General features: G+C 49.8%; 21 protein-coding genes. 10 read left to right on the top strand and 11 right to left on the bottom strand.

All coding sequences use genetic code 11. The annotated features are described in order from the left end of the window. Nucleotides 1–208: 208 nt before the first annotated feature. The 3 genes from iadA to BLW37_RS00095 form a co-directional block, all read right to left on the bottom strand. Nucleotides 209–1,390, bottom strand: coding sequence for a beta-aspartyl-peptidase (iadA, locus tag BLW37_RS00105; protein ID WP_091339469.1), 1,182 nt, complete (start codon nucleotides 1,388–1,390; stop codon nucleotides 209–211). Between the two features lie 10 nt (nucleotides 1,391–1,400). Then, nucleotides 1,401–2,891, bottom strand: a complete 1,491-nt coding sequence (yfcC, locus tag BLW37_RS00100) for a putative basic amino acid antiporter YfcC (RefSeq protein ID WP_091337730.1) — start codon at nucleotides 2,889–2,891, stop codon at nucleotides 1,401–1,403. An 84-nt stretch (nucleotides 2,892–2,975) separates the two neighbouring features. Continuing rightward, nucleotides 2,976–5,909, bottom strand: a complete 2,934-nt coding sequence (locus tag BLW37_RS00095; protein ID WP_091337729.1) for a TonB-dependent receptor domain-containing protein — start codon at nucleotides 5,907–5,909, stop codon at nucleotides 2,976–2,978. 391 nt (nucleotides 5,910–6,300) lie between these two features. On the opposite strand from BLW37_RS00095, the gene BLW37_RS00090 reads away from it, so the two are divergent. Then, entirely contained in the window at nucleotides 6,301–7,836 is a 1,536-nt protein-coding gene (locus BLW37_RS00090; RefSeq protein WP_139243634.1) for a cyanophycinase, read from the top strand. A 36-nt stretch (nucleotides 7,837–7,872) separates the two neighbouring features. Next, nucleotides 7,873–10,167 (top strand): ATP-binding protein, encoded by a 2,295-nt coding sequence (locus BLW37_RS00085; protein ID WP_091337725.1) that lies wholly within the window; start codon nucleotides 7,873–7,875, stop codon nucleotides 10,165–10,167. Here the strand turns inward: BLW37_RS00085 and arcA are convergent, their stop codons facing one another. Then, entirely contained in the window at nucleotides 10,168–10,878 is a 711-nt protein-coding gene (gene arcA, locus BLW37_RS00080) for a two-component system response regulator ArcA (protein WP_091337722.1), read from the bottom strand. A gap of 195 nt (nucleotides 10,879–11,073) precedes the next feature. Continuing rightward, nucleotides 11,074–12,645, bottom strand: a complete 1,572-nt coding sequence (locus tag BLW37_RS00075) for an ATP-binding protein (protein ID WP_245785593.1) — start codon at nucleotides 12,643–12,645, stop codon at nucleotides 11,074–11,076. Nucleotides 12,646–12,829: 184 nt separating this feature from the next. Between BLW37_RS00075 and BLW37_RS18670 the strand changes: the two genes are divergently transcribed. Further along, nucleotides 12,830–13,225: a DUF3293 domain-containing protein gene (locus BLW37_RS18670; protein ID WP_171907499.1), complete on the top strand. Its 396-nt coding sequence runs from the start codon at nucleotides 12,830–12,832 to the stop codon at nucleotides 13,223–13,225. Here BLW37_RS18670 and BLW37_RS00065 read toward each other — a convergent pair. The 3 genes from BLW37_RS00065 to trmB are packed head-to-tail and all read right to left on the bottom strand — an operon-like array spanning nucleotide 13,208 to nucleotide 15,276. Further along, complete coding sequence (locus BLW37_RS00065; RefSeq protein ID WP_091337714.1) at nucleotides 13,208–13,528, bottom strand: hypothetical protein; 321 nt, start codon at nucleotides 13,526–13,528, stop codon at nucleotides 13,208–13,210. The two genes, BLW37_RS18670 and BLW37_RS00065, sit on opposite strands and share 18 nt — an antisense overlap. Nucleotides 13,529–13,532: 4 nt before the next feature. Further along, nucleotides 13,533–14,549, bottom strand: a complete 1,017-nt coding sequence (locus BLW37_RS00060; RefSeq protein ID WP_091337711.1) for a class I SAM-dependent methyltransferase — start codon at nucleotides 14,547–14,549, stop codon at nucleotides 13,533–13,535. A 1-nt stretch (nucleotide 14,550) separates the two neighbouring features. Next, a complete protein-coding gene (gene trmB, locus BLW37_RS00055) occupies nucleotides 14,551–15,276 on the bottom strand; it encodes a tRNA (guanosine(46)-N7)-methyltransferase TrmB (protein WP_091337708.1) in 726 nt (241 codons plus the stop codon). A gap of 194 nt (nucleotides 15,277–15,470) precedes the next feature. On the opposite strand from trmB, the gene mutY reads away from it, so the two are divergent. The 7 genes from mutY (at nucleotide 15,471) to BLW37_RS00020 (ending at nucleotide 20,866) form a co-directional block, all read left to right on the top strand. Beyond that, nucleotides 15,471–16,511 (top strand): A/G-specific adenine glycosylase, encoded by a 1,041-nt coding sequence (gene mutY / locus BLW37_RS00050; RefSeq protein WP_171907498.1) that lies wholly within the window; start codon nucleotides 15,471–15,473, stop codon nucleotides 16,509–16,511. Nucleotides 16,512–16,548: 37 nt separating this feature from the next. Next, entirely contained in the window at nucleotides 16,549–16,821 is a 273-nt protein-coding gene (locus BLW37_RS00045; protein ID WP_091337705.1) for an oxidative damage protection protein, read from the top strand. Between the two features lie 42 nt (nucleotides 16,822–16,863). Beyond that, on the top strand, nucleotides 16,864–17,799 hold the full coding sequence (locus BLW37_RS00040) for a transcriptional regulator GcvA (protein WP_091337702.1): 936 nt from the start codon (nucleotides 16,864–16,866) through the stop codon (nucleotides 17,797–17,799). After that, the gene (locus BLW37_RS00035; protein ID WP_245785557.1) at nucleotides 17,762–18,409 is read left to right on the top strand and encodes an alpha/beta family hydrolase; all 648 of its coding nucleotides are present in this window, start codon (nucleotides 17,762–17,764) and stop codon (nucleotides 18,407–18,409) included. The genes BLW37_RS00040 and BLW37_RS00035 overlap by 38 nt, the downstream gene beginning before the upstream one ends. Further along, nucleotides 18,387–18,767 carry a DUF423 domain-containing protein gene (locus tag BLW37_RS00030; protein WP_091337696.1) on the top strand — a complete coding sequence of 127 codons (381 nt, stop codon included), beginning with the start codon at nucleotides 18,387–18,389 and terminating at the stop codon, nucleotides 18,765–18,767. The genes BLW37_RS00035 and BLW37_RS00030 overlap by 23 nt, the downstream gene beginning before the upstream one ends. Then, complete coding sequence (gene rlmM, locus BLW37_RS00025) at nucleotides 18,764–19,837, top strand: 23S rRNA (cytidine(2498)-2'-O)-methyltransferase RlmM (protein WP_091337693.1); 1,074 nt, start codon at nucleotides 18,764–18,766, stop codon at nucleotides 19,835–19,837. The genes BLW37_RS00030 and rlmM overlap by 4 nt, the downstream gene beginning before the upstream one ends. 204 nt (nucleotides 19,838–20,041) lie before the next feature. Next, nucleotides 20,042–20,866 carry a MipA/OmpV family protein gene (locus BLW37_RS00020; RefSeq protein WP_091337690.1) on the top strand — a complete coding sequence of 275 codons (825 nt, stop codon included), beginning with the start codon at nucleotides 20,042–20,044 and terminating at the stop codon, nucleotides 20,864–20,866. A gap of 101 nt (nucleotides 20,867–20,967) precedes the next feature. Here BLW37_RS00020 and BLW37_RS00015 read toward each other — a convergent pair whose 3' ends face one another. The 3 genes from BLW37_RS00015 to BLW37_RS00005 form a co-directional block, all read right to left on the bottom strand. Then, the gene (locus BLW37_RS00015) at nucleotides 20,968–21,276 is read right to left on the bottom strand and encodes a hypothetical protein (protein WP_139243633.1); all 309 of its coding nucleotides are present in this window, start codon (nucleotides 21,274–21,276) and stop codon (nucleotides 20,968–20,970) included. Between the two features lie 102 nt (nucleotides 21,277–21,378). After that, nucleotides 21,379–22,551 carry a serine hydrolase domain-containing protein gene (locus BLW37_RS00010; RefSeq protein WP_245785592.1) on the bottom strand — a complete coding sequence of 391 codons (1,173 nt, stop codon included), beginning with the start codon at nucleotides 22,549–22,551 and terminating at the stop codon, nucleotides 21,379–21,381. 120 nt (nucleotides 22,552–22,671) lie between these two features. Beyond that, on the bottom strand, nucleotides 22,672–23,254 hold a 583-nt coding region (locus BLW37_RS00005), incomplete at its 5' end, for a hypothetical protein (protein ID WP_216351810.1).

The following is a 23,254-nucleotide window of genomic DNA, read 5'->3' as shown; positions in this document are numbered from 1 at the left end:
TCTAAATAATATCAAGCAATAGGTATACCGGCTTTAACGTGAAAAAGCAAGCAGACTTTTCGCACCTTGGAGTATAGAAAATAAGCAGTTGAGTATGAAAATAAATTACACGAATTGCGGTTATTTCTGCTACCTATGGCAGCTAAGGCAGAAAAAAAGCTGCCGGAGCAGCTTTTGATAAATGCCAAATTATTCTTAAACTATGCGTTTAGGCTTCAAAGGTGCCTTTTACCACGGCTTTGGCATTGGCGACCAATTGCCGGCCTTTGGCCCAGACCTGATCGATGTGTAAATCATCACGCTGGATAAGTACCAAGTCGGCATCTTTGCCTGTGGCAAGTCGGCCTTTTTGCTTCAGTCCAAGAATATCGGCTGGCGAAGCGGTAATGCTGCAAATCGCATCGGACAGGGATACATCAAACTGTTGCACTGCCTGACGGGCCGATTGATACAGGGTACGAACCTGGCCAACTTCAAGTCCAAGCATAGTGCCTTTTTTATCGTAAATAGGCAGGCTGGCATTGCCATCCGAGCTCATCGTCAGTTGGAGTACCGGAATACCCTGGGCCAGACTAAGCGCCAATGCCTCGGCAGCGGCCACTTCACCATGGGCCAGATCGTAGGCAGTGGTGCTGGTGGTAAAATCCAGATAACCGCCTTGTTTTGCATAGCTAAGGCCTGCCGCAAACACATCCTGATTGCGGTTCATATGGGTTGGGTAAAATTGTGTTAATTCCAGTTCGCTGCCACTGACCGCATCCAGGATTGGTTGCAGGATGCTTTCGCCTGCGCCCATATGTACACTGACAATGCCGCTTTTACCCGACAAAATGCCGCCGACTCTGGCCGCTGCCGCAACTTTGCGAATTTCGCTGGTGGTCGGCTGGGAGGAGCGGTGATCGCTGATGGCAATCTCGCCAACACCGATAAACTTATCAATCAGGATTAAATCGTCGGTTATGTTGCCGGTCAGGGTGCGACAGGGGATTTCATAAGAGCCGGTATGACACCAGGTGCTGATGCCTTCTTCTTCCAGTGCATGGGCCTTGGCCAGCAGATTGGTCAAAGTACGGGTGGTGGCATCGGTGCCAAGCACACCTATGGCGGTGGTGACGCCGCCTAGAGTCGCATCGGTGAGTTGCATTTCCGGTGTGCGACTGGCAAAACCAGCCTCGCCACCGCCACCGATAAAATGCACCAGCGAATCGACAAAACCAGGCACCAGGTAATGACCGCGGGCATCGATTTCTGTCAGTGGCAGATTGCCGCTACCGCCAGAAAGCTTGTCACCGATAGCCAGGATTTTTCCGCCGCCAATCAGCACATCTTTTTGACCCAGCGGTTCAGGAGCTAGCACTTCAGCCCCTTTAAATAAAGTTAATCCGTTCACATACACCTCGTTATTGGTAACCGATCGCTACTGCCAGCAGCATCGCCAGGCTGGCCAGTAAGAACAGCCACAAATACAGTTTCCAGGCAAAACGGGCCCAAAGAGTCCAGTCCACCCGCACCACCCCGAGACAGCCAATCAGTGCTGCCGAGGTTGGGATAATGATATTGGTCAGGCCATCGCCTAGCTGAAATGCCAGCACGGCAATTTGCCGCGACAAACCGACTAAATCCGCCAGAGGTGCAATCAAAGGCATTGTCAGTGCAGCCTGGCCGGAGCCGGAGGCAACAAAGAAATTAAACACCGATTGCAGCACCAACATAAACCAGGCGGATAACCAGCCGGGTAAATCCCCCAATGCCTGGCCAGAATAATACAGCAGTGTATTGAGTACCGATGGTGTTTCCGGGTTATCGCCGCCCAAGATCAGCACGATGCCCTTGGCCATTCCGACAATCAGCGCTGCTGGAAGCAACTCAGCAGCCCCTTGTTTAAAGGCATCGGCTGCACCATTAATGCTGAGCCTGCCTGCAAGTACCCCTATGACAGCCACCACTAAGCCTATGGTAAAGAACTGACTGGCAATTTCCGGAATGTAGTACTCCCGAGTGGTTACGCCCCAAATAATCCAGCCAAGACCGGCAAAAAAAGCCAGTAATATCAGCGTATCCACGCCGGTGTAGTGGCTGTGCTCATTGTGCTTGCCTTGTTGCTGTGCTTTTACCTGCAGATCACTGGCGTAGCTGGGCGAGAGTTCAGGGTTGGCTTTGATGCGCCTGGCGTAGCGCATGGTAAAGATAGTGCCAAATACCGTTAATACCAGCCAAAGCCCGTAGCGGAACTCTGCACCGGACATCAGTGGTATATCGGCAATGCCCTGCGCAATGGCAATGCTAAACGGATTCATCCAGGAAGCAGCAAAGCCGATTTGGGTAGCGACATAAGTCACCAACACGGTGGTGATAGCGTCGTAGCCAAGGGCATACATTAAAGGCAGTAGCACGATGCAAAAAGCAATCGCCTCCTCGCCCATACCAAAGATGGCACCACCTAAAGAGAACAACACAAACATCAGCGGAATAAACAGCGCTTCCATGTTTTTGGTTTTCTCAATCAGCGCCAGAATGCCATTGTGGATGGCACCGGTGCGCATAATAATGCCAAAAGCACCGCCAGTGATAAGAATAAAGGCGATGACGCCAATGGCCGAGCCCCACTTGGAGCCTGAGACCATGCCTTCAAAGGCATAATTTAAAAAGCCAATGCCACCGCCTTCGGCGAACAGTGGCACTCCATGCTGTTTCTCGGTATCCAGCGCAAAGCTGGCCGGATCGATGCGTTGTTGCAGTCCGATCTCACCGTTTTGTTCAACTTCTACCTGCTGCATGCCAAAGCTGCCTGCCGGGATCAGGTGGCTGGCAATAGCGGCCAGTACCATCACGAAAAACAGGATCACAAAGGCATCAGGCATGTTGACCGGTTGTTTAACCGCGGTTTTCATAACGATTTAGCCTGTATCGTACCATTGAAAAGATGTGGGGGAGCCAGGCTCTCCCTTAAGGTTGCTTACTGGAATACTTACCTGTTAGAAGAAGTAAGTAAAGGATAAGCGATAACTACGGCCCATGGCGTTATGGTTGATGGAGTCAAAGCCGCGAGCACTACCGAATACCCGTGGAGGATCCCGATCCAGCAGATTATCGATGCTGAAGTTAATAGCGGCATTGTCAAAATCATAGCCAATGTTCGCACGTAATGTAGTCCATGAGGCGACATTGCGACCACCATCTTCATTCAGCTCACCTAAGTCTTCCAGCTCCCAAATATTGCGACGACGTAAGCGGCTGATATCGTCTTCATAAGAAGATGTATAGAGTGCGGTTAAACCGAGGAACAAGTCATCGTTACGCCATGAAATACGAGCACTGCCGATATTGCGTGGGTAGCGGTAAGTACCTACCAGCGATTCAATTTCATCCGAGCCTGCTTTATTGCGTTTAAACGACAGGTAGTTGGTCCAGTCGATATCCAGCCCTAAGCGACCACCGGCAAAGTCCAGCGTATGCTTGAAGCTGATATCCAGGCCTTTAACCTCTTGCTGACCTACGTTTTCCAACTGAATCACGTGATCCCGCAGCAACGGAAGTTCAGCAAAACGAGGGTTGAATGCAGCATCGTAGGCTTCCAGAATTTCGCTAAGGTTAGCTCCTTGCTGATCAATGCGAAGGCCAGCGGTATCGGTCACCGCACAGACATCTGGATTGTAAGCAATACCAATTTGGCCTTGCGGTACCAAACCACAATGACGGATAGAGGCGTCGGTCGCGGTACGGGCCAGCATAGCGGTCATATCGGTATCCACCAGGCGTTTGTGGTCAAACTGCCAGTAGTCCACCGTAATAGTGGTATCACGGGTAGGACTCCAGGCCAGGCCTAAGCTGATAGACTCAGACGTTTCAGCTTGCAAATCCGGGTTACCCAGCTCCAGCACATTCGGGCTGCTGGTAAAGCTCTGGCCATCACAGTACAGATCGGATACGGTCTGGTTAACCGAGCAGTCATAAGTCGCTGTAGTGGTACGCAGTTGCACACCCGCCTGAGTCAGCGATGGCGCACGGAAAGAAGTTGCCCAGGACCCACGAAGTATCAATTCATCCACCGGGCGCCAGGTCAGACCGACTTTTGGATTGAAAGTACCGCCAAAGTCGTTGTAATGATCGTAACGTCCAGCAGCCAAAAGCTCGACCCGCTCCGCCAGTGGTACATAGATTTCGGCAAAAGCGGCGGCTTGGTTGCGGCTGGCGGCAGACAAACTGGAGCCAAAGCCAAATACATCCACCAGATAGTCATTTTCCGGACGGGCGCGGGCATTTAACGAAGGTGTATCGGTAATTTCTTCGCGACGAAGTTCCAGGCCAAGAGCAGCACCTACAAAGCCGTGTGGCATTTCAAACAACTCACCGCTAAAACGGGCATCCCAACCATATACCGTACTGCGACCATCCCGGGTAGGCACTTCATGCGCCAGGGCTAAAATCGCTTCGTTGGTAGGATCATTTTGCAAGAAAGGGTTGTATACGCCTGCCAAGCCAGCACCTGAAGCACAGGTAAGATCAAAACCATCGTAATTGGCAATGCTGCCATCCTGGCACAGCTCACCAGCAATAGCTGCATGGTATTTGTAGCGATTGTAAATGCCGGCAACCGCTTCCTGAGAAGACTTGGAACGTGACAACAAAATAGCACTTTCCCATTCCCAGTGACCAATATCACCAGCCAGGGAGGAAACAAACCGAATGGCTTCACTTTCTACTTCAATGGTTCTCGGGTCATTAAAGCGTGCGTCAAATTGGAAACCCCACAGACGCTGACCAGCTGGTGAAAAGAAAGGATCAATCCAGATTTCATCATTCCCAAAATAGATGAAATTAGAGTCGCGGGTCACGCCGGGGAATATATCCAAAGCATCTTCTTGCACCCAGGCACCTTCACTGTCATCCAGTTGATCAATTGGCGCCGGGCTTGAGAACGCCGTAGATTTGGTGCGGGTATAGAATAGATCCGTATTCCAACGCAGCCCATTGGCTAAATCGCGGTTAAACATAAAACCAACAGCAGCACTTTTGAACGGGCTTACCAGCACATCGTCTTCGTTGCTGTAATAAGCACAAATTTCCTCACCAAACTCGGTGGTGACAAAGTCAGTTTTACAATCCGGGCTACCGATTTCATCACCGCTGCGTGCAGAGTTAAAATAGATATTTGGGGTACCTTTGGGAAGGTAAGAGTAGTTACTGACCAATGCCGGCTCACGGGTAAAGCTACGATCCTGAGCTGTCAGCATTTTGCGATCAAAGTAATCGGCGAATACGGTCAGGTTGCCACCAGCTACCTGGCGGCCCATCACAAAATTAATATTGGCACGGCCATCATTGCTCGATGCCGTGCTGTTGCCGTAGCTCAGGTTAAGCTCTGCACCCTCGTAGTCGCTTTTTAAGATGTAGTTGATAACACCGGCTACCGCATCAGCACCATAAATCGCTGAGGCACCAGTCGCCAGTACTTCTACCCGTTCAATGGCGGCCAGAGGAATGCTGTTAATATCGACAAAGTTTTGCGTGCCAGCTGCAAAGGAGGAAGCTGCAACCCGACGGCCGTTGATTAGGGTCAAGGTTGAGGCAGGACCTAAACCACGCAAAGAGGCCGCTGCCTGCCCGCCTGGCGTTGAGGTCGAAGTGGCACCACTTTCGGAGGTGGAGAAAGTACCGCTACCACCACGAACCTGACCCAGATCGCGCAGCAGCTCATAGATATCGCTGGCACCTGAATTTCTGATGTCTTCGGAGGAAATGACCACCAGAGGCTGAGTACCCTCCAGATCGACCCCGCGAATGCGGGAACCGGTGACTTCAATTCGCTCAAGCTTGGCTTCTTCGGTTGCCGCTTGTTCGTTCGCTATTAGTGGACTTGAAACCAAAGCCGTTGCAATAGCTGTAGCTAAAATTGAGATTTTACGCATGTTGTTACACCTGTGCTGTTCGACGGCCAGCATGCCAACCGACCATTGCTCAGCAAAAGCAACAGGCAGCAGAACAAGCCATGGGCGTCGATGTAGTTTTCGTTAGTTTTGGTAAAAATTAGTGGGCAGGAACCAATAACACCTGCCGGTCAGGGATGACCGGTTGTGCTATTCGTTAAACCACTCAGAGAGGTAGTAAGACGAATAGTGATATGAGCTAAGCTGTACTGCTTTTTTCAGCATATCGCTACCCTGGAACAAAAATGCGTCAAATTCTGCCTATAGATTTATCTCTAATTGGCAAGGAAGTCAATACAGGATACTCTATGCAGCGATAAAAAATAATAATAAAAATCGTCTCAATCCATCCGATAAGCTATGAAGTGACCTTATGAATCCAATGAAATATATCAAACGAACTATCGTATTTTTTCCGCTAATCGCTGCTTTTTCGCTGCAATCTAACGAAGTTATCCAAAGTGGCCATCAGATGATGCTGGTAGGTGGTGGGGTCAGTATTTGCACGTCTGAAGCAACAGGGAGTTGTTTACCCGATACGCGCTTTGAACATGATGACAAGCCGTCTTCAGGCAAGCTTCAGGCTGAGCAAGTTGCACTTTTACAGACTAAGGATCCTTTTTCACGTGATTTGATACTGGATTTTGTTCGCCAGGCCGCACAGTTATCTGGCAAAGAACAGCCAGATGTGTTGGTGGTTACCGCTTCATCCCGCAATCCTTTCGCCGCTGTTGATTTTTACCTTGAGCTATTTACCCAGGCGGGGGCTAAGGTGCGCTGGTTGCCCATCCATGCAGCCTATCAGCAAGCGCAACGCCTTGGTGCTGAGTCTGGGTGTGCTCAGTTAGATGCTTTGTTCGAGCAATACCATGGCCTGGCAGATCCTGGGCAAGACCACCCGGATTTAATGGCTTATCAACAGCAGTTTTGTCAGTTTGGTTCTGAGTACAGTGTTGCTTTGATTGACGCTGCCGATGCAATTTTCTTTAATGGTGGCGATCAGTCGATGACCCTGCAGGCGCTTCGAAGCTTTGACGGAGCTGCAACGCCAGAGCTAACAGCCATAGAGCGGGGGTTAAAGGCAGGTACTTTATTAGTGGGTGGCACCAGTGCTGGTACTGCTGTCATGTCCGGTAGTGAGCCTGCAGCTGTTCCGATGATTACCAATGGCGATTCACGCTATGCGCTTGCTTTTGGGGCCCATGCTGTGGAACCACCTGAGCGTGACTGTGACGAACATGGTACTTGCCCGGAGGGTTTGCATGAGAACTCCTTAACTTACCGAGCAGAAGGTGGTGCAGCTCTTTTTCCATGGGGTATTTTGGATACGCACTTTTCTGAACGTGGGCGCGAGGGACGATTACTTGAGCTGGCTCTGGCGACCGACACCCGTTTTGGTTTTGGTGTCGATGAAGCGACAGCTCTGCTGGTTTCTGTACCTAAAAAAAGTTCAGATGAAGTGTGGTTTGAAGTGCAGGGACGCGGAGGTGTGTTTATCCTTGATTTGTCGACTGCTCAGCAGGACCATACAGCGGATGAAAAGCGAATTAGCCAGGTCGTGACGCACTATTTAACACATGGCGATAAGGCCAGGCTGCATCAAGGCCAGCTTAGCATTCAGTTTGCTGACTGGAAGCAAGGGGTTGCAGACGATGCTGCAAATCCACAACAACTGAATAAGATATTGCAGCATGATCATTTTCAGCAGTTAGCACATCATTTGTGCGTCAGCAATCAGAAGACAGCCAGCGGACAGGACCAGCTGGCAGCCGCCAGATTCTCACTGCAATTAAGTCGCAGTGACCAGAGCAAAAGCAAGCCAGGCATACTAGTAAACGATGATCAGGCGTTTCGTTTTTGCTCGTATCAGCATATGCTGTTAGAGCTTACCGTAGCAGCGAACCCTTAGCAGCAAGAGCAGAATTGAGCAGATGAAGAGGCATTGATGACGGTTCAACCTGTACATCCGATGGTAAAAGGTCTGGCAGAGCGATTACGGCAGTGGGGTTGGCTCAAGCTGATGGCGTTGGTGCTGTTGTTCGTCGTGATGGCAGCGACTTTGCTGGCACTCGGTGTATCGGTACTGCTTGGTTCTGGTATCCATTGGGATACGGTTTTAACTGTCTTGCTCCTCACCTGCCTGATTGCTCCCTTGGTCTTGGCGCTGGTGTTTTATCTGATTGAACAACTGGATGCCACTTTGTTGTATCTGGAAGACTCCAGCCGCCAGGAAAAAGTACTGAATCAGCACCTGCAGGAAAATATCCGCCAGCTGAACTTTGAAATCGAAGAGCGTAAAAAAGCTTTTCAGGCTAAGCGTAGAGCCATTGATGAATTGCGCAAAGAAATTCTTGAGCGCAAAAAAGCCCAGCAGGAGTTGGAGGAGCAGACCCTGTTGATCCGCTCCATCGTTGATAGCTCGCCCGATTTATTTTATTACCGGGATGAAACGGGCCGCTTTGCCAGCTGCAATAAAATGTTTGAAGTCATTATGGGTAAGCCGGCAGTCGAGTTGCTTGGTCGCCATCCGGCAGATATCTTCAAAGATGATACGGTGCCTTCTGCAATTTTAAGTGATCACGAAGTGACGACCCAACAATCCGAGCTGATCCTGGATGTGGAATTTACCGATAGCAAAGGACAGAGACTTTGGTTTGAAATGCGTAAAGTGCCGTTTTTTGATAAGCAAGGGCGCTCCATTGGCTTGCTGGGTTTTGGTCGGGATATCACCTCACGTAAGCTGGCTGAACAAGCGTTGGAGAAGGCCTATCAGGACAAAGGCAAGTTTATTGCAACCTTAAGCCATGAGCTGCGCACTCCGCTGAATGGCATTGTTGGTTTGACCAGGCGCCTGCTCGACAGCGAACTGGCAGACTCACAACGCAGCTGGAGTCAGACCATCTTTACCAGTGCCGAAACTCTTGGCAATATTTTCAATGATATTATTGATTTAGATAAAATTGACCGTCAGGACTTGGATATTGTTTATCAAAATATCGAAATCAATGGCTTTGTCACCGATATCAAAAACTTTGCCGAGCTGATTTGTCAGCAAAAAGGGCTGGATTTTGAGTTGGTTTTGCATGCGCCAGCTGACTGCTATTTGCAGCTGGATCCAACCCGGGTACGTCAGGTGCTCTGGAATCTGCTGAATAATGCCGTCAAATTTACCGCCAAGGGCCGTATCAGTTTGTACTGCGAGCTCCTGCAACACGACAACACCCAATTGTTGTTAAAAGTGATCGATACCGGTATTGGCATCAGTCAGCATGAACAAAAGCGTATCTTTGATATGTATTACAAGTCCAACGATGGCCGCCGTTTGAGTGTGGTTGGTTCGGGGATCGGTTTATCGGTTTCAAAAGCCTTGGTGGAGGCCATGGATGGTTCCCTGACGTTAGAAAGCTCGGTAGGCGCGGGCAGTTGTTTTGAAATTTTATTGCCGACCCGCTTGGTGAGCAGGCCTACCCAGCAGGCGATTGATTGCCCGGAGCTCACTATCTTGTTGATTGAAGATGTACCTCTCAATGCAGACATCGCTATTAGTTTATTGGAGCAGCGTGGCCATACCGTGATTCATGCTGAAACCGGGGAAGATGCGCTGGCATTACTGGAAACGGAGGATGATTTGGATTTGGTGCTGCTGGATATGCAGTTACCGGATATGACCGGTGATCAAATTGCCAGGACAATGCGCCAAGAAATGCACCTGAAGCATTTGCCAATCGTTGTGCTCAGTGCCAATGTGCGAAAAGCGGAAGAGCAACTGGCTGGGATCCGGATTGATGGTGCTTTGGCGAAGCCACTAAATACCAACAATCTGGATCAATTACTGGCACAGTTGTTTTCGCCCAGTGCCTTAAAGACAGTCACCACCCAACCTGCGATAGAGTCGGATTATATGCTGGATCTGGCCACCCTGGACGATTATATGCAATCGCTGGGCAAAGAAACTATGCTGCGCAGCGCTAAGTTGTTTGCACAGTTGTTGCCTGGTTACATTAACAAGATGCTGGAAGAGGCTGTGCATCAACGGTTGAATGCGTTCAAGGATGCAGCTCACACCCTGAAAGGGGCTGCATCATCGGTTGGTTTGCATTGGGTGCAGAAACAGGCTAAAAAATACGAGGCGATGTCAGAGCCCAATTGGCAGCAGCTAGAACGACAGTTGGTAGACTTCCATTTAACAGCAGAGCGGCACTTGGCCGCTCTGTATGATTATCTTGAACAAGATAGCTGATTAATCTTTATCGATATTGCCGACAAAGCGGTAGCCTTCACCGTGAATAGTGCTGATGAGCTCTGGCGTATCCATGTCGGTCTCAAAATGCTTACGGATACGACGAATGGTTACATCTACGGTCCGGTCATTCGGACGCAGTTCACGGCCTGTCATATGGCGGATCAATTGCTCACGGGTAAAGATTTTTCCTGGCGTATCCAGCATCAGACGCAAGGCGCGGTATTCGCCTTTTGGCAAGCGGCGTGACTCACCTTTTGGCGACGTCAGGTTGCGGCTATTCTCATCCAGCGTCCAGCCATTGAAGGTCACTACGCTTTTGTGCTCTTCTACCACCGGTTGAGCTACAGTGCGGCTTAACAGGTTGCGAGCACGGATGGTCAATTCACGTGGGTTGAATGGCTTGGTCAGGTAATCATCGGCACCAATTTCCAGGCCCAGAATACGATCCACTTCGCTATCGCGACCAGTCAGGAAAATCAGGCCAATTTTTTCTTTTTGACGCAATTCACGCGCCAGAATTAAGCCGTTTTTACCAGGCAGATTGATGTCCATCACGATCAGGTTGACTTTGCTTTCAGCCAGGCGCTGATTCATTTCTTCACCATTGATGGCTTCAATCACATCATAGCCTTCACCTTGAAACAGGCTGACCAGGTTGGAGCGAGTAACTTCTTCATCTTCAACAATTAGAACGACAGGGGTCTGCATATAATTAACCTTATGTGAATTTTGTTTGATTTGTGATTCAATGTGACGCTTTGATATGACAGAACATTGTCAATTAGTTCTCAATTATAGCTTTACTTGGCTTTGTTAACAAGTGGTATTGTTAACATTTAGCGCATTCTAAAGTTATTCATCGCATTTGCATGTTTAAATCTAGAAAAATCAATTGGTTGGCCTTTATTTTGTATCTCTTATCAATACCGGAAACTCGATAAAAACATGGACACCCTCACCAATAGAGCTTTCCAACTGAATTTTTCCTCGCAATGCCTGGGTCACCAGGTTGTATACCAGATGGAGTCCAAGGCCGCTGCCACCTTCACCTCGCTTTGTGGTGACAAAGGGATCAAAAATACGCTTACGAATTTGCTCTGGCACACCAGCACCATTGTCCTGATAAATCAATTGGCAATGGTTATTCTCTGTGGTCACGGTGATGATAATTTTTCCTTTATCCTGGTCACTGAAGGCATGGATCAAACTGTTCATAATCAGGTTGATCAAAATCTGATTTATTGGGCCCGGCTTGCTTTCAAGCTGCAGCTCTTCCGGGCAATTCACCACCACTTCATGACTGGTTTTTTTCAAGTTTGGTCGCAGTGACAACAATACTTCATTAATTAACTGCAACATATTAAAAGTACGCGCACTATCGCTTGATTGATCAACGGCAACCTGTTTAAAACTTCGAATCAGGCTAGCCGCACGCTCCAGGTTACGGTAGACAATGCCAAGGTTCTCCTGGGCTTCACCAATAAAGCGCGATAATTGGGAGGAGGTTAGCTTTTTATCCTGAAAGTTCTGCTCAATCACTCTTAATTTATCTTGCAGCAGTGTAGATGCAGTGATACCCAGGCCTATCGGCGTATTTACTTCATGCGCAATTCCCGCAACCATCTGACCCAGGCTGGACATTTTTTCGGTTTCGACAATCTGGTTTTGATACTGATGCAAGGTCTCCAGCGTGTTTAGAAGCTCCTGGTTCGATTCCTTTAATGCTTGAGTTCGCTCCGAAATCTTTTGCTCCAGGCTCTGGTTAAGCTGGCGAATTTCCAGCTCAGCACTTTGCAGCTTGTTAAACTGACGCTCAATTTTGTCCAGCATCAGGTTCAGGGCTTTACTGAAGGCTTCTACTTCATCCAGGTTCGTTTGCGGCACGCGCAAACTAAAATCCTGGGTTTTGGTAATGATTTGAACCTGCTCCAATAAGCCTTTAATTGGCTTGGTTAACCAGCGCTGTAGTCGGTTGGCGGCCAGAAAAGCCAGCAGCAGGGCCAGCAGTGCAATTGCAATATCCGATAAAATACGATTTTGGGTATAACCGGATAACTCCGCCTTGGTCGCACGCAAATAGGTATAGCCAATGTGTTGGCCGGAGAACTCTATCGGCACCATCATTTCAAGATGACTCCGGCTCTGCTTTGGTTTTAACAGCTCTGGCAAACGATGAAACTGTGTCGGGTAGGGGCCTATGGTTTGACGGTTGTAACTGCTGAAAAATACCGGCTCAGACGCCTCAGGATCCAGGCTGTAAATATGGATATTATTGATCATAGGAACGGCTGAAAAAGCCTGCAGCTGCTGTTCCAACAGATCAGTGTCATTATTGTAAAGCCCGGTGGCAGAGCTGATGGCAATAATGGTGGCGTAGGCCTCCAGCTGGTGCTGTAGTTTGCGGTATTGACCATTGATATCATGAATGCTGGATAGGGCGAGTGATGCAATCAGTGTCAGGCTACAAATCAACATCACAATGCTGATTAACATTCCTTTTATTGAAAAAGTTTTTTGCATCATAGAGTTGTCATATTCCAAACCAACAATGGCATGTCAGTATTCACCTGACTATGATGTTATGCAGAAAACCATAATTTCGCAAACAACTGGCTTGTTTTTTTATGCTTGGCAGGCAACTCTGCAGAGGGAGGTTCTGATGACACCATGGCAATTGTATCAAAACGTAGTCTTCATTAGTTATCAGCCATTTGCCACTATGAGCAGTTTTGCCATTATCAGTGCAATTAATCCAGCAGGTAAAATGGCCCCGGCTGGGCAGAATCTTTGTCGCCATATGGCTTTTGCTGCCAGCTTGCACGATGCCAGAGTGCGCTATCGGAAAGTCACAGGAGCATCCACAGATTGTAAGCACCTGGAGCCAAGTTGGGCTGTGTTTTGTAGCCGGTATCAGGCGGTGCAGTATGCGTTAGACTGGCAGCAAAATGCGCTGTACTGGGTAGAAGACGATGAGCTTTGGCTGCTACCTGCGTTGTTGCAGCAAGAGCCGGTGGCTTTGGGCTGTTTTTCGCAGCGCTTAATCCTCGCGTCGTAAGATCCGTAGTATAGGCTCGAGCTCCATCCCCAGTTGAGCTTCTAATTGTCGCCTGTCCATGCGTTGACGGATTTGCGCTACTTCTGATTCTGGCTGCTGTAAGAATGGCTGAAAATCGCTGACGCAGATGCAGCGCACCCCAGCTTCTTGTTGATCGGGTAGCTGCATCAGCCGGTACAGCTGATGCGGGCAGGGTAAGGTGCGGTTTGGCTGCTGCAGGCAGGTGTCAGTTGCAGTCGTGGCCATGGCTGAAAAAGTCAGGCCAGATAAGGCTGTTCCCAGTAATGCCGCCTTTACACCCATTGTGTTATTTCCTCGATTTCAAACACTGGTAAATGGTAAAACCATGCGCTTGTGCCAGTATAGTACAATGCCCAAAGCTTTCCTGCAGCCAGCTCTGGTAGGGCAGGTGATTGTTGGCAACCAGTGTAAGACTACCTCCAGGAGATAACTTGTCGGGGCAGGCGCGGATAAAAGCTTCTGCAATGCTGTAATCTGTTTTCTGACCGGTGTGAAAGGGTGGGTTGCTGACAATATGCTCGAACTGAGCAGGTGCTACAGGCAAACCATCTGCAGCCAGCACAGTGCCAGTTAGCCCATTGGCTGCCAGTGTTGCTTCGGTGGCTGCAGTGGCGAGGGTGCTGACATCGGAGGCATAGAGGTCAATTGCAGGCTGACTTGCTTTTAAATAAGCCGCGATTACACCGCAGCCACAGGCAAAGTCCAGTACCCGGCCAGACTGAATGTGCGCCAGATGCTGCAGCAACAAGGCCGTGCCTTTATCCAGGCTGCCATGACTGAACACCCCAGGGTAGGAGTGAAGGTGAAGTTTTACACTGTTTAGCGTTACATCAAAGGTTTGGGCGCTGATGGTGTTGGCCGTCAAACAACCATTGACGACAAACCAGAGCGCGTGGCGGGCATTGTCCAGCTTATGGGCACTAAGCTCTGCACTTTGCAGCTGTTTTGGCAGTGTCTTGATACCGCTTTTATTGTCACCCACCACAAAGATATCGGCGTTTTCTGTCAGTACCGGTTGCAACTGCTGCAGCATCAACGTCAGCTGCTCTTTGCTTTTCGGGTAAAACAGCACCGCCGTCTGAAAGCGTTCAGCAAACTCGGGCTTAAGCCCTGAACTGCAGCGGTAACCGGCTTGTTGCCAGCGGGCAGCTACCGCTACATGGCTACTGAAGATCGCAATGTGTTGCCGGTAACTGGCAGGCAGCTGGCCAGCCAGCTGATCCAGCGGCGGTTCCATCAGCAGGCTTGGGCCGGTTAAATCGGCCAGGTTTCGCAGCAGCATCTGGCTGGCACTGGTTAGCATTTTAATGCTCCCGCTTAAACATTAAATCCCAGACGCCATGGCCAAGCTTTTTACCGCGTAGCTCAAACTTGGTGACAGGGCGATGGGCCGGGCGCTCCACATAGTCATTGCTGGCCGACAGGTTGCTAAAGCCTTCCGCGGCCTGCATCACTTCAAGCATATGTTCGGCGTAATGCTGCCAGTCGGTAGCCATATGAAAAACACCACCAATCGACAGCTTGCTGCGTAGTTGCTGCACAAAGTCGGCTTGCACAATGCGGCGCTTGTGGTGTTTTTTCTTCGGCCATGGGTCCGGGAAAAACAATTGAATGGTGGCCAGGCTGTTATCAGGGATCATTTGAGCCAGCACCTCAACGGCATCGTGCTGGAATACCCGTAAGTTACTAATACCTGCTGCTGCGGCATCTGCCAGGCAGGCGCCAACACCAGGACGGTGCACTTCAATGCCAATAAAGTTTTTCTCTGGAGCCGCCGCTGCCATTTGCACCAAAGATTTGCCCATACCAAAGCCAATTTCCAGCACCGTATCGGCTTTGCGGCCAAACAAGGTGGCTAAATCCAGTAGCTCGGGCTTAAAATCAACCCCCATGGCTGGCCAATGTTGTTCCAGCGCCAGCTTTTGTGCCTTGGTTAAGCGGCCTTCACGCAGGACAAAGCTACGAATTTTACGCATATAAGACGTGGTTTCTACGCTTTCGTCAGCGGCTGTGGTTGGCTGTTCGCTCATGGCGGGCTCCGGTAATGAGTTATTTATCTGCCTGTTAGTCACCTGTCATTTATCTTACAAGGCATGTCAGGCTGGCAACGATTGATGGCCGCGTATTATCGGTGTTCTTAAGCAGAAGCTCAACCCGCTTTTTCCGCATAGCCTCGCTTCACAGGGCTGTGGCATACTGTGGGGGTTTTGAATGCGGAGGCTGTGTGCATAGTACTAACTTATCCGATGATCCCCCGTTTGGTGCCGATCAATTTGCTGCCCTGGTGATTGACTGGCAACAGCAGCAAGGGCGCCATGACATGCCCTGGCAGCAAGCCATTACCCCATACAAGGTGCTGGTATCCGAGTTGATGCTGCAGCAAACCCAGGTGACTACCGTCATTCCTTATTTTGAACGTTGGTTACAGCGCTTCCCAACCATTGAGGCCTTGGCTGAAGCTGAACAGGATGAGGTAATGACGCTGTGGCAGGGGCTTGGCTATTACGCACGGGCCCGGAATCTGCACAAGGCAGCTCAAGCCATTGCCAAGCGCGGCAGCTTCCCGGATGATCTGGATAGCCTGCAGCAAATTCCCGGCATTGGCCGTTACACCGCTGGCGCCATTCTATCTTTTGCCTACGATGCCTATGGCCCTATTGTCGATGGCAATGTGCGGCGCCTATTTTGCCGTTTATTTGCCTTAGATGGCTATGCCGGCCAAAGTCAACTGGAAAAGCAGTTGTGGCAGTTGGCAGAGCAACTTACCCCAAAGCAGCACAATCGCCGCTTTGCCCAGGGCTTGCTGGATTTAGGCGCTACGATTTGCACCGCCAGGCAACCTGACTGTGTCAACTGCCCGCTGCAGGGCGGCTGTAAAGCCTATGCACGGCAGCAGGTCGATCAGTTTCCGATGGCAAAACCGAAAAAGGCCAAGCCAAGCCGGCAGGGCCACTTTTTATGGGTGCAGCAGCAGGGACAGTTGTTGCTGGAGCAACGGCCGGATACAGGCATTTGGTCTTCGCTACTAACCTTGCCGGAGGTGGCAGCAGAGCATCCGCTGCTGCAGCAAGCCAAGCCGGTAGGCAGCTTTCGCCATCAGTTCAGTCACTATCAGCTGGATGCCACTATCTGGCAACCGCAACAGCAGGTGCAGGAGTCGCCTCAGCATGGCTGGTACGCCAGTCGGCAACTGGCCGAGATTGCCTTGCCTGCACCTATTCGCAAGTGGATTGAGCAGCAATTAAAGCATTCCACAGCCGATTAAGATAAACTAGATGAAACCATTGCGTTAAGAGGCCAGTATGTCACGTACCGTTTATTGCCAGCATCTGAAAAAAGAAGCCGCCGGCCTGGACTTTCAGCTGTATCCTGGCGAGCTGGGCAAACAAATTTTCGATACCATTAGTAAAGAAGCCTGGGGCCTTTGGCAAGCCAAGCAAACCATGCTGATCAATGAGAAGAAACTCAATATGATGGATCCTGAACACCGCAAACTGCTGGAAGCTGAAATGAAAGCTTTCTTGTTTGAGGGCAAAGAGGTTGCCATTGAAGGCTATACGCCGCCAAAAAGCTGATTCGGCTTTTTCTATCGGACTTATGGGAGACCCGGCTTAGCCATGGCGCGACGATTACCCCCGCTGAATGCTTTGAAAGCCTTTGAATCTGCAGCCCGGCATCTGAGTTTTACCAGAGCCGCCGAAGAGCTGTTTGTCACCCAGGCTGCCATCAGTCATCAAATCAAAGCTTTGGAAGATCACCTGGGCCTGAAGCTGTTTTTACGCAAAAACCGTTCGTTATTGCTGACTGAAGAGGGGCAGGGCTACTTTCAGGATATCCGGGAAATTTTTTTGCAGCTGCACGATGCCACCGAGAAGCTGCTGGCGCGCGGCGCCAAGGGCTCACTCACCGTCAGTATGCAGCCAAGCTTTGCCATTCAGTGGCTGGTCCCCAGGCTCAACTTATTCAGTGAACAGCATCCGGATATTGATGTGCGCATCAAAGCGGTCGATCAAGACGAAGGTTCACTAACGGACGATGTCGATGTGGCAGTCTATTATGGCCGCGGCAACTGGCGCAACCTGCGCTCAGACAAGCTGCAAGCCGAGTACTTGCTGCCGGTGTGCTCGCCGCTGCTGTTAAGCTCTGGTAAGCCGTTGTCGGAAGTGACCGATTTGCGTTTTCATAATCTGTTGCATGATGGCTCACGCAAAGCCTGGAAGTCCTGGTTTGCCAGTCAGGGTTATAAGCATTTTAATGTCAATCAGGGGCCTATTTTCAGCCATTCGTCGATGGTATTGCAGGCAGCCATTCATGGCCAGGGGGTGGCACTGGCGCACAATGTGCTGGCACGACCAGATATCAGCTCGGGTCGCCTCATCGTGCCCTTTAATCATGTGCTCTTGTCCAAAGATGCTTACTATCTGGTGTGCCGGGAAAGTCAGGCTGATTTGGGGAAAATTACCGCCTTTCGCCAATGGTTAACGGCGGTAGTACAGCAGGAGCAGGAACAATTTAATGAGCAGCAATTTACCAATGCCGTTGCCGCTGATTGAGCGCCCGGCTAAGCCCGTGGCGCGTTTGCTGTTGGCGCATGGCGCAGGTGCAGGTATGCAAAGCGACTTTATGCAGTGGTTAAGCACTGCTTTGGTTGTTGAGAACATCGAAGTCTGGCGCTTTAATTTCCCCTATATGCAGCAGCAAGTTGCCGAGCAAAAAAAGCGTCCGCCAAACCCCATGCCAAAGCTGCAGCAGGCTTTTCTGCAGCAGTTGCAACAGTGCCCGCAGGATTTACCGCTCTACATTGGTGGCAAATCGATGGGCGGGCGGGTAGCTTCTATGCTGGCGGTTGATGCGAGCTTGCCGATTGCCGGCGTACTGACTTATGGCTATCCGTTTCATGCCCCAGGCAAACAGCAGTACCGCACCGGGCATTTTGCTGAACTGACTAAACCGCTGTTGATCCTGCAAGGGGAGCGCGATACCTTTGGTACCAAGGATGAGCTGGCCGATCAGCACTGGCCAGGCGTAAGCATGCACTGGCTAACGGACGGTGATCACAGTTTAAAACCCCGCAAAAAAAGCGGTTTTACGCAGCAACAGCTCATTGCAGAAGCGGCAGCTGTGAGCAGGAGTTGGCTGAATGCACAGTTTACAAAAGCTTAGCCTGAGCCTGGCGGCCGCATATGGTGCCGCTTTGGTGGCGTTAGCGGCGGTTACCATGCACCTGGGGCTGCAACGACTCACAACTGCCGAGCTTGGCGTGGTGGTGAGTGCCCTTGCCATGTTGGCCGTGCACGCCCTGGCTATTTTGGTGCTGAGCTACCGGCCTGCAACCAGCCGGCTGCTGGCAGCAGCACTGCTGTGCTGGCATTTGGGCAGCTGGCTTTTTGTATACACATTATTGGCTGGCGTTTGGCAGCTACCATGGCACTTTGGGCGCCTTGCGCCCATAGGCGGACAATTATTGATCCTGGGTTGGTTGCTGCTTGCCATCAGCCCTTGGTTTGGGAAACGTGCATGAAGCAATTATTGCTCTACTGTCGCTCCGGTTTTGAAAAAGACTGTGCGGCGGAAATTCAGGACAAAGCAGCTCAGCATGAGGTGTTTGGCTATTGCAAGCTTAGCAATCACAGTGCCTATGTTATTTTTGAAGCCTACGATGGCGAAGCCCTGGTGCATTTCTTTCGTACCTTTGCTTTGTCGCAACTGGTGTTTGCCCGCCAGTGGGTTTTATTGCTGGAACCCTTACTGGAACTGCAACCGCACGACAGAGTGAGCACTGTGCTGGACACTACGGCCAGCCATGATGTGCAAGGCTGTGGCCAGTTGCGGGTAGAGTACCCGGAAACCAACGATGGCAAAACCTTATCGACGCTGGCGCGCAAGCTGACAGTACCGCTTCGGCTGGCACTGCGCAATCAGGGCACTTTAACGGCGAAAGAGCGGGATGATAAACCGGTACTGCATCTGTTTTTGCTCTCTGGCAGTGAAGCCATGCTGGGGCTGAGTTACCCGAAAAACAACAGCCCGCTCGAAAACGGCATCATGCGGCTTAAATCACCCAAAGATGCCCCCAGCCGCAGCACGCTGAAGTTAGAAGAAGCATTTCTGACCTTTATTCCGGCCAGCGAACGGCCACAGCGCTTGGCACCCGGCTTAAATGCAGTGGATTTAGGCGCCAGCCCAGGCGGTTGGACTTACCAATTGGTGCGGCGCAGCATGATGGTGACCGCTATCGATAACGGCCCGATGGATCCGGCTTTGATGGAAAGTGGCCAGGTTAAACATTTGCAGGTGGATGGTTTTAAATTCCAGCCTGCCAAGCAAAATGTCTATTGGCTGGTCTGCGATATGATTGAAAAGCCCGATCGGGTGGCGGTGCTGATCTGCGACTGGTTTAGCAACGGCTGGTGTCAGGAAAGTATTTTCAACCTGAAGCTGCCAATGAAAAAGCGCTACGAGATGGTCGAGCAGGTGCTGGAGCAAATTCATACCCGCCTGCACGAGGCCGGGGTGCGTTATCAGTTGCAAGCCAAGCACTTGTATCACGATCGTGAAGAAGTGACGGTGCATATTCAGCGCAAGTCATAACAACATTTTGGGGTTTGCTTTTAAAAACAGCCACTTGATTAAGTGGCTGTTTTTTATTGGGTGAAACAGGGGGACCATCGCTTAGGGGAAGCAAGTTGCCACTTAAATAAAGGCATCAAAAAGAGATCGTGGAACAAAAGCCTCACGTATATGGGGCAATGATACTTTGGGCTGTCCTGGCCCAAACTTATGCAGGAACATTTTATGAAAAAGTTTACCGCTTTACTGTTGCTCACGTGCCTGTATGGCTTTTCCTTTCACAGTGCATTAGCGCAAGAAAGAACCGCGCTGGTGCCTTTGCCCTCAGTCGATGACTTTACCAAAGGCCAGGATGGCTGGGCTTTGGGGCTAGGCCTAGGCATTGAATACGAAACCGCCTACGAAGGATCGGACGAATTTGGTTTTGAGGTTGATCCGGCTGGTGCCCTGCAATGGCGCAGAGGCAATGATATTTTCTTTTGGGCCGGTGAGGCACTCGGCTGGCGGGGTCTTCGTGCCAATACCTGGTTATTTGAGGCCCTGGTTGGCTTCGATGAAGGCCGTGAAGAGAGTGACTCCAAAAAGGGGTATCTGGATGGGCTCGGTGATAATGATGAAGGCTTTGAATTGGTGCTGCAAGCACGTCGTGCTTTCGATGCCGATTGGCGTTATTGGCTGATTGGCCGGGTGGTGACCGGAGGCAATGGCAATCTGGGGTTATTTGGCGTAGGGCGCCGGTTCGGCGATAAACGCGATGGCTCCGGCTCCGAGATCAATGTGGTTGCGGTATTTCACGACAGCAAATTCGCCAATACCGATTTCGGCATCAACGCCCAGCAGGCGGCTGCATCCGGCTTGAATGAAACCCGGTTAAGTGGTGGCTTTCGCTCGCTTGGGGTTAATTACAATTATCGCCATATCATCAACAACAACTGGCAGATTTTCGGCGAGGCACTCTATGAGCGTTACAGTAGCAAGGTTCAGGACAGCCCCATTGCTCGCAGCAGCTATGAAGCCGAAGTAGGCATCGGATTTATTTACGTATTTTAGAGCAGGGGGCAGCCAAATTTAGCGTGGTAACTCGCGCCGTGGTTTACATTGCAGCCGGCAGACTCTTTGCCGGCGATAACCGTTATAGGTGATGTGCCATGTCATAGGGCTTTAGCACAGCGCAATCTTCTTACTATTCTGGTGACAACTGCTGCAGCACAAGCAACGAATGAAAACTGTCCCAACATCTGAAGTGCGAGTTTAGGCCAGAAATTAATTTCTTCAGTAAAAAGCGGATGCCACAGATATACCAGCGACAAATTACCAGGAAAAAGTAACACTCGAATGCCCGGCATAGGGCCACCCCAAAAAAACCACAGGTTCCAACTTAAAGCAAAAGCGACTAAACCAATCGCTACTGAGGCCGCTCCCGAAAGAATAGCTATGGTCGATGTTTTAAGCTGGCTCATCATGCCCCTGCGCTTAGCCATAACGCCCCGCCATGACAGTTTGCTTAGTATGTTTTAAAAACTGACGCATGATGGCTAAAAAATTTAAGTCATCCAGTTGTGTCATTGAATATACTCGTGACGGACAACATTCAATAGCTTAGATATCAAGCTGTGTTGCTGCATAGGTCTTGGAGTATTGGTTACGTAGAGAAAAACCACGCCATCATCAACATAGTGATAAATATCCATATCAAAGAAAGGGTTGCCGCCGCCATGATTGATTAATCTTCGCGTACCTGCTTGATTGCTCCGAATCATCCAGCCATAGCCATAAAATATCCCCGACGTCACCTCAACATAGGGCGAATACAGTTTATCTTTTGAGGTCTCTGACAAAATCGAGTTGTTTGCAAGAGCCAAGTACCAAAGGTGGAGATCATTTAGAGTGGAAAGTAAGCCTCCATTGCCGTGTAAAGACCACCAAGGTCCATCTTTTGCCCAAGATTGCTCAAGTGGCGTTCCCCACCGGTCACTTCTTCCAAAAACAGAGCCGACACCAGCCAGTAATCGATGATGACGATAACGAGAGTCTCTTTGGTAACCAACAATGAAGTCTTGCTCACTCCATGAAGGAATTCGATAGCCTGTATTGTTCATACCTGCAGGTAAAAATAGATGTTCATGCAAAAAAGCTTCATAGCTTTGATTACTAGCTTTCTCGATAACAAGAGCTAACAAGCTGTAACCAATGTTTGAGTAATTAAAGGCTTCACCTGGCCTTGAACGAAGTCGCGAGTTAAGTGCATGCTGCTCAAGCTGTTGACGGGTTGCTGGTGTGTAATCGCCTTTGTAGTTTGCTTTGAAGCCTGCCGTGTGAGTTAAAAGTTGATGCAGTGTAATACCTTGTTTTTCAGCAGGCACATTATGAAAGAATTGCTCAAGCGTATCATGTACTGACAGAGCGCCTTGCTCTTCGAGCTTTAGAATGGCTGCTGCAGTAAACTGCTTCGTCATAGATAAGATATCGACAACAGTATCAGCAGTAAAAGGTCGTTTATCTTCCTTGTCGGCATAACCAATGCCTTGCTCAAACAGCTTCGTTTGACCTTTAGCTACAAGAACCATACCCGAAAAACCAGAAGTCTTAGCATCTTCATACCAGTCAATCAGCGGCTGTCGGGTATCAACGTGAGATGGTGTGCTCGCAAACAGTCGATCACTTTCGCGCTCATCAATCTTGTTTTTAGCTATTGAACACGAAGCAATTAGTGTTAGTGATAACAGACCGATCACAATTCTCAATGCTGACTCCTTTTTGCATAACGCTTAGCACACGGGCGACAAGCCGCTCAGCGGGTTGGCGTCCCAGCGACCGCAGGGAGCGAGTGGTGCGCCTTGTTAGGTGGCAACTGCTTAGTAAGCATTACTCTTCTCTATATTGAAATTTGTAAGATTTAGTAAGTACAAGCACATATCAACATAAGTTTCTGCTGCCTTCTCGCCACCAGGGCTCCAGAGGTTCCACGCTTGGTATCTATTACTGTTAGCCATTTCAAATATCCATTGAGCACCATCCATGCCGATAATTTCTTCATCGGGCTTATATACCCAATTATCGAGCCGCTCGGCGACACTTCTAAGTTTACTAGCCTCTTCTGTTGTAAGTTCACGCTTGTTTTTAAACTGTACATTCCCAGGCGAGTATCCACCTGCGCCAGATAACTGCTTAGCATTTAAAATACACTTCTCATTGCATTCGACTCGAACAATTATTGGTGCATGAAAACTTCGTAGCCAGGTAAACCTATATATTTCATTTTCAGTCGGTAGTGTTATCGGATTTTCTCGTGCTGCACGCAAATGTTCTGAAAACCACTCCCTTTTAAAGGAATCCAACTCCTTCCACTCAGGAAAATAGTCATTCTTTATCGCAGCGCAGCCGACTAAAAAAAGGCCCATACAGAACACTATGGTCAATTTCACATATCCACCTAAC

It is taken from the genome of Alkalimonas amylolytica (assembly GCF_900107845.1).
GTDB lineage: Bacteria > Pseudomonadota > Gammaproteobacteria > Enterobacterales > Alteromonadaceae > Alkalimonas > Alkalimonas amylolytica.
Note: the sequence above shows the minus strand (reverse complement) of the source record. Positions and strands in the feature narration are given on the sequence as shown.

Bases quoted from the DNA above. Each gene is read 5' to 3' on its own strand.
- yfcC (WP_091337730.1), bottom strand. From the start codon at position 2,891: ATGAAAACCGCGGTTAAACAACCGGTCAACATGCCTGATGCCTTTGTG.
- BLW37_RS00095 (WP_091337729.1), bottom strand. From the start codon at position 5,909: ATGCGTAAAATCTCAATTTTAGCTACAGCTATTGCAACGGCTTTGGTT.
- BLW37_RS00090 (WP_139243634.1), top strand. From the start codon at position 6,301: ATGAATCCAATGAAATATATCAAACGAACTATCGTATTTTTTCCGCTA.
- BLW37_RS00085 (WP_091337725.1), top strand. From the start codon at position 7,873: ATGACGGTTCAACCTGTACATCCGATGGTAAAAGGTCTGGCAGAGCGA.
- arcA (WP_091337722.1), bottom strand. From the start codon at position 10,878: ATGCAGACCCCTGTCGTTCTAATTGTTGAAGATGAAGAAGTTACTCGC.
- BLW37_RS00075 (WP_245785593.1), bottom strand. From the start codon at position 12,645: ATGTTGATTTGTAGCCTGACACTGATTGCATCACTCGCCCTATCCAGC.
- BLW37_RS18670 (WP_171907499.1), top strand. From the start codon at position 12,830: ATGACACCATGGCAATTGTATCAAAACGTAGTCTTCATTAGTTATCAG.
- BLW37_RS00065 (WP_091337714.1), bottom strand. From the start codon at position 13,528: ATGGGTGTAAAGGCGGCATTACTGGGAACAGCCTTATCTGGCCTGACT.
- BLW37_RS00060 (WP_091337711.1), bottom strand. From the start codon at position 14,549: ATGCTAACCAGTGCCAGCCAGATGCTGCTGCGAAACCTGGCCGATTTA.
- trmB (WP_091337708.1), bottom strand. From the start codon at position 15,276: ATGAGCGAACAGCCAACCACAGCCGCTGACGAAAGCGTAGAAACCACG.
- BLW37_RS00045 (WP_091337705.1), top strand. From the start codon at position 16,549: ATGTCACGTACCGTTTATTGCCAGCATCTGAAAAAAGAAGCCGCCGGC.
- BLW37_RS00040 (WP_091337702.1), top strand. From the start codon at position 16,864: ATGGCGCGACGATTACCCCCGCTGAATGCTTTGAAAGCCTTTGAATCT.
- BLW37_RS00035 (WP_245785557.1), top strand. From the start codon at position 17,762: ATGAGCAGCAATTTACCAATGCCGTTGCCGCTGATTGAGCGCCCGGCT.
- BLW37_RS00030 (WP_091337696.1), top strand. From the start codon at position 18,387: ATGCACAGTTTACAAAAGCTTAGCCTGAGCCTGGCGGCCGCATATGGT.
- rlmM (WP_091337693.1), top strand. From the start codon at position 18,764: ATGAAGCAATTATTGCTCTACTGTCGCTCCGGTTTTGAAAAAGACTGT.
- BLW37_RS00020 (WP_091337690.1), top strand. From the start codon at position 20,042: ATGAAAAAGTTTACCGCTTTACTGTTGCTCACGTGCCTGTATGGCTTT.
- BLW37_RS00015 (WP_139243633.1), bottom strand. From the start codon at position 21,276: ATGAGCCAGCTTAAAACATCGACCATAGCTATTCTTTCGGGAGCGGCC.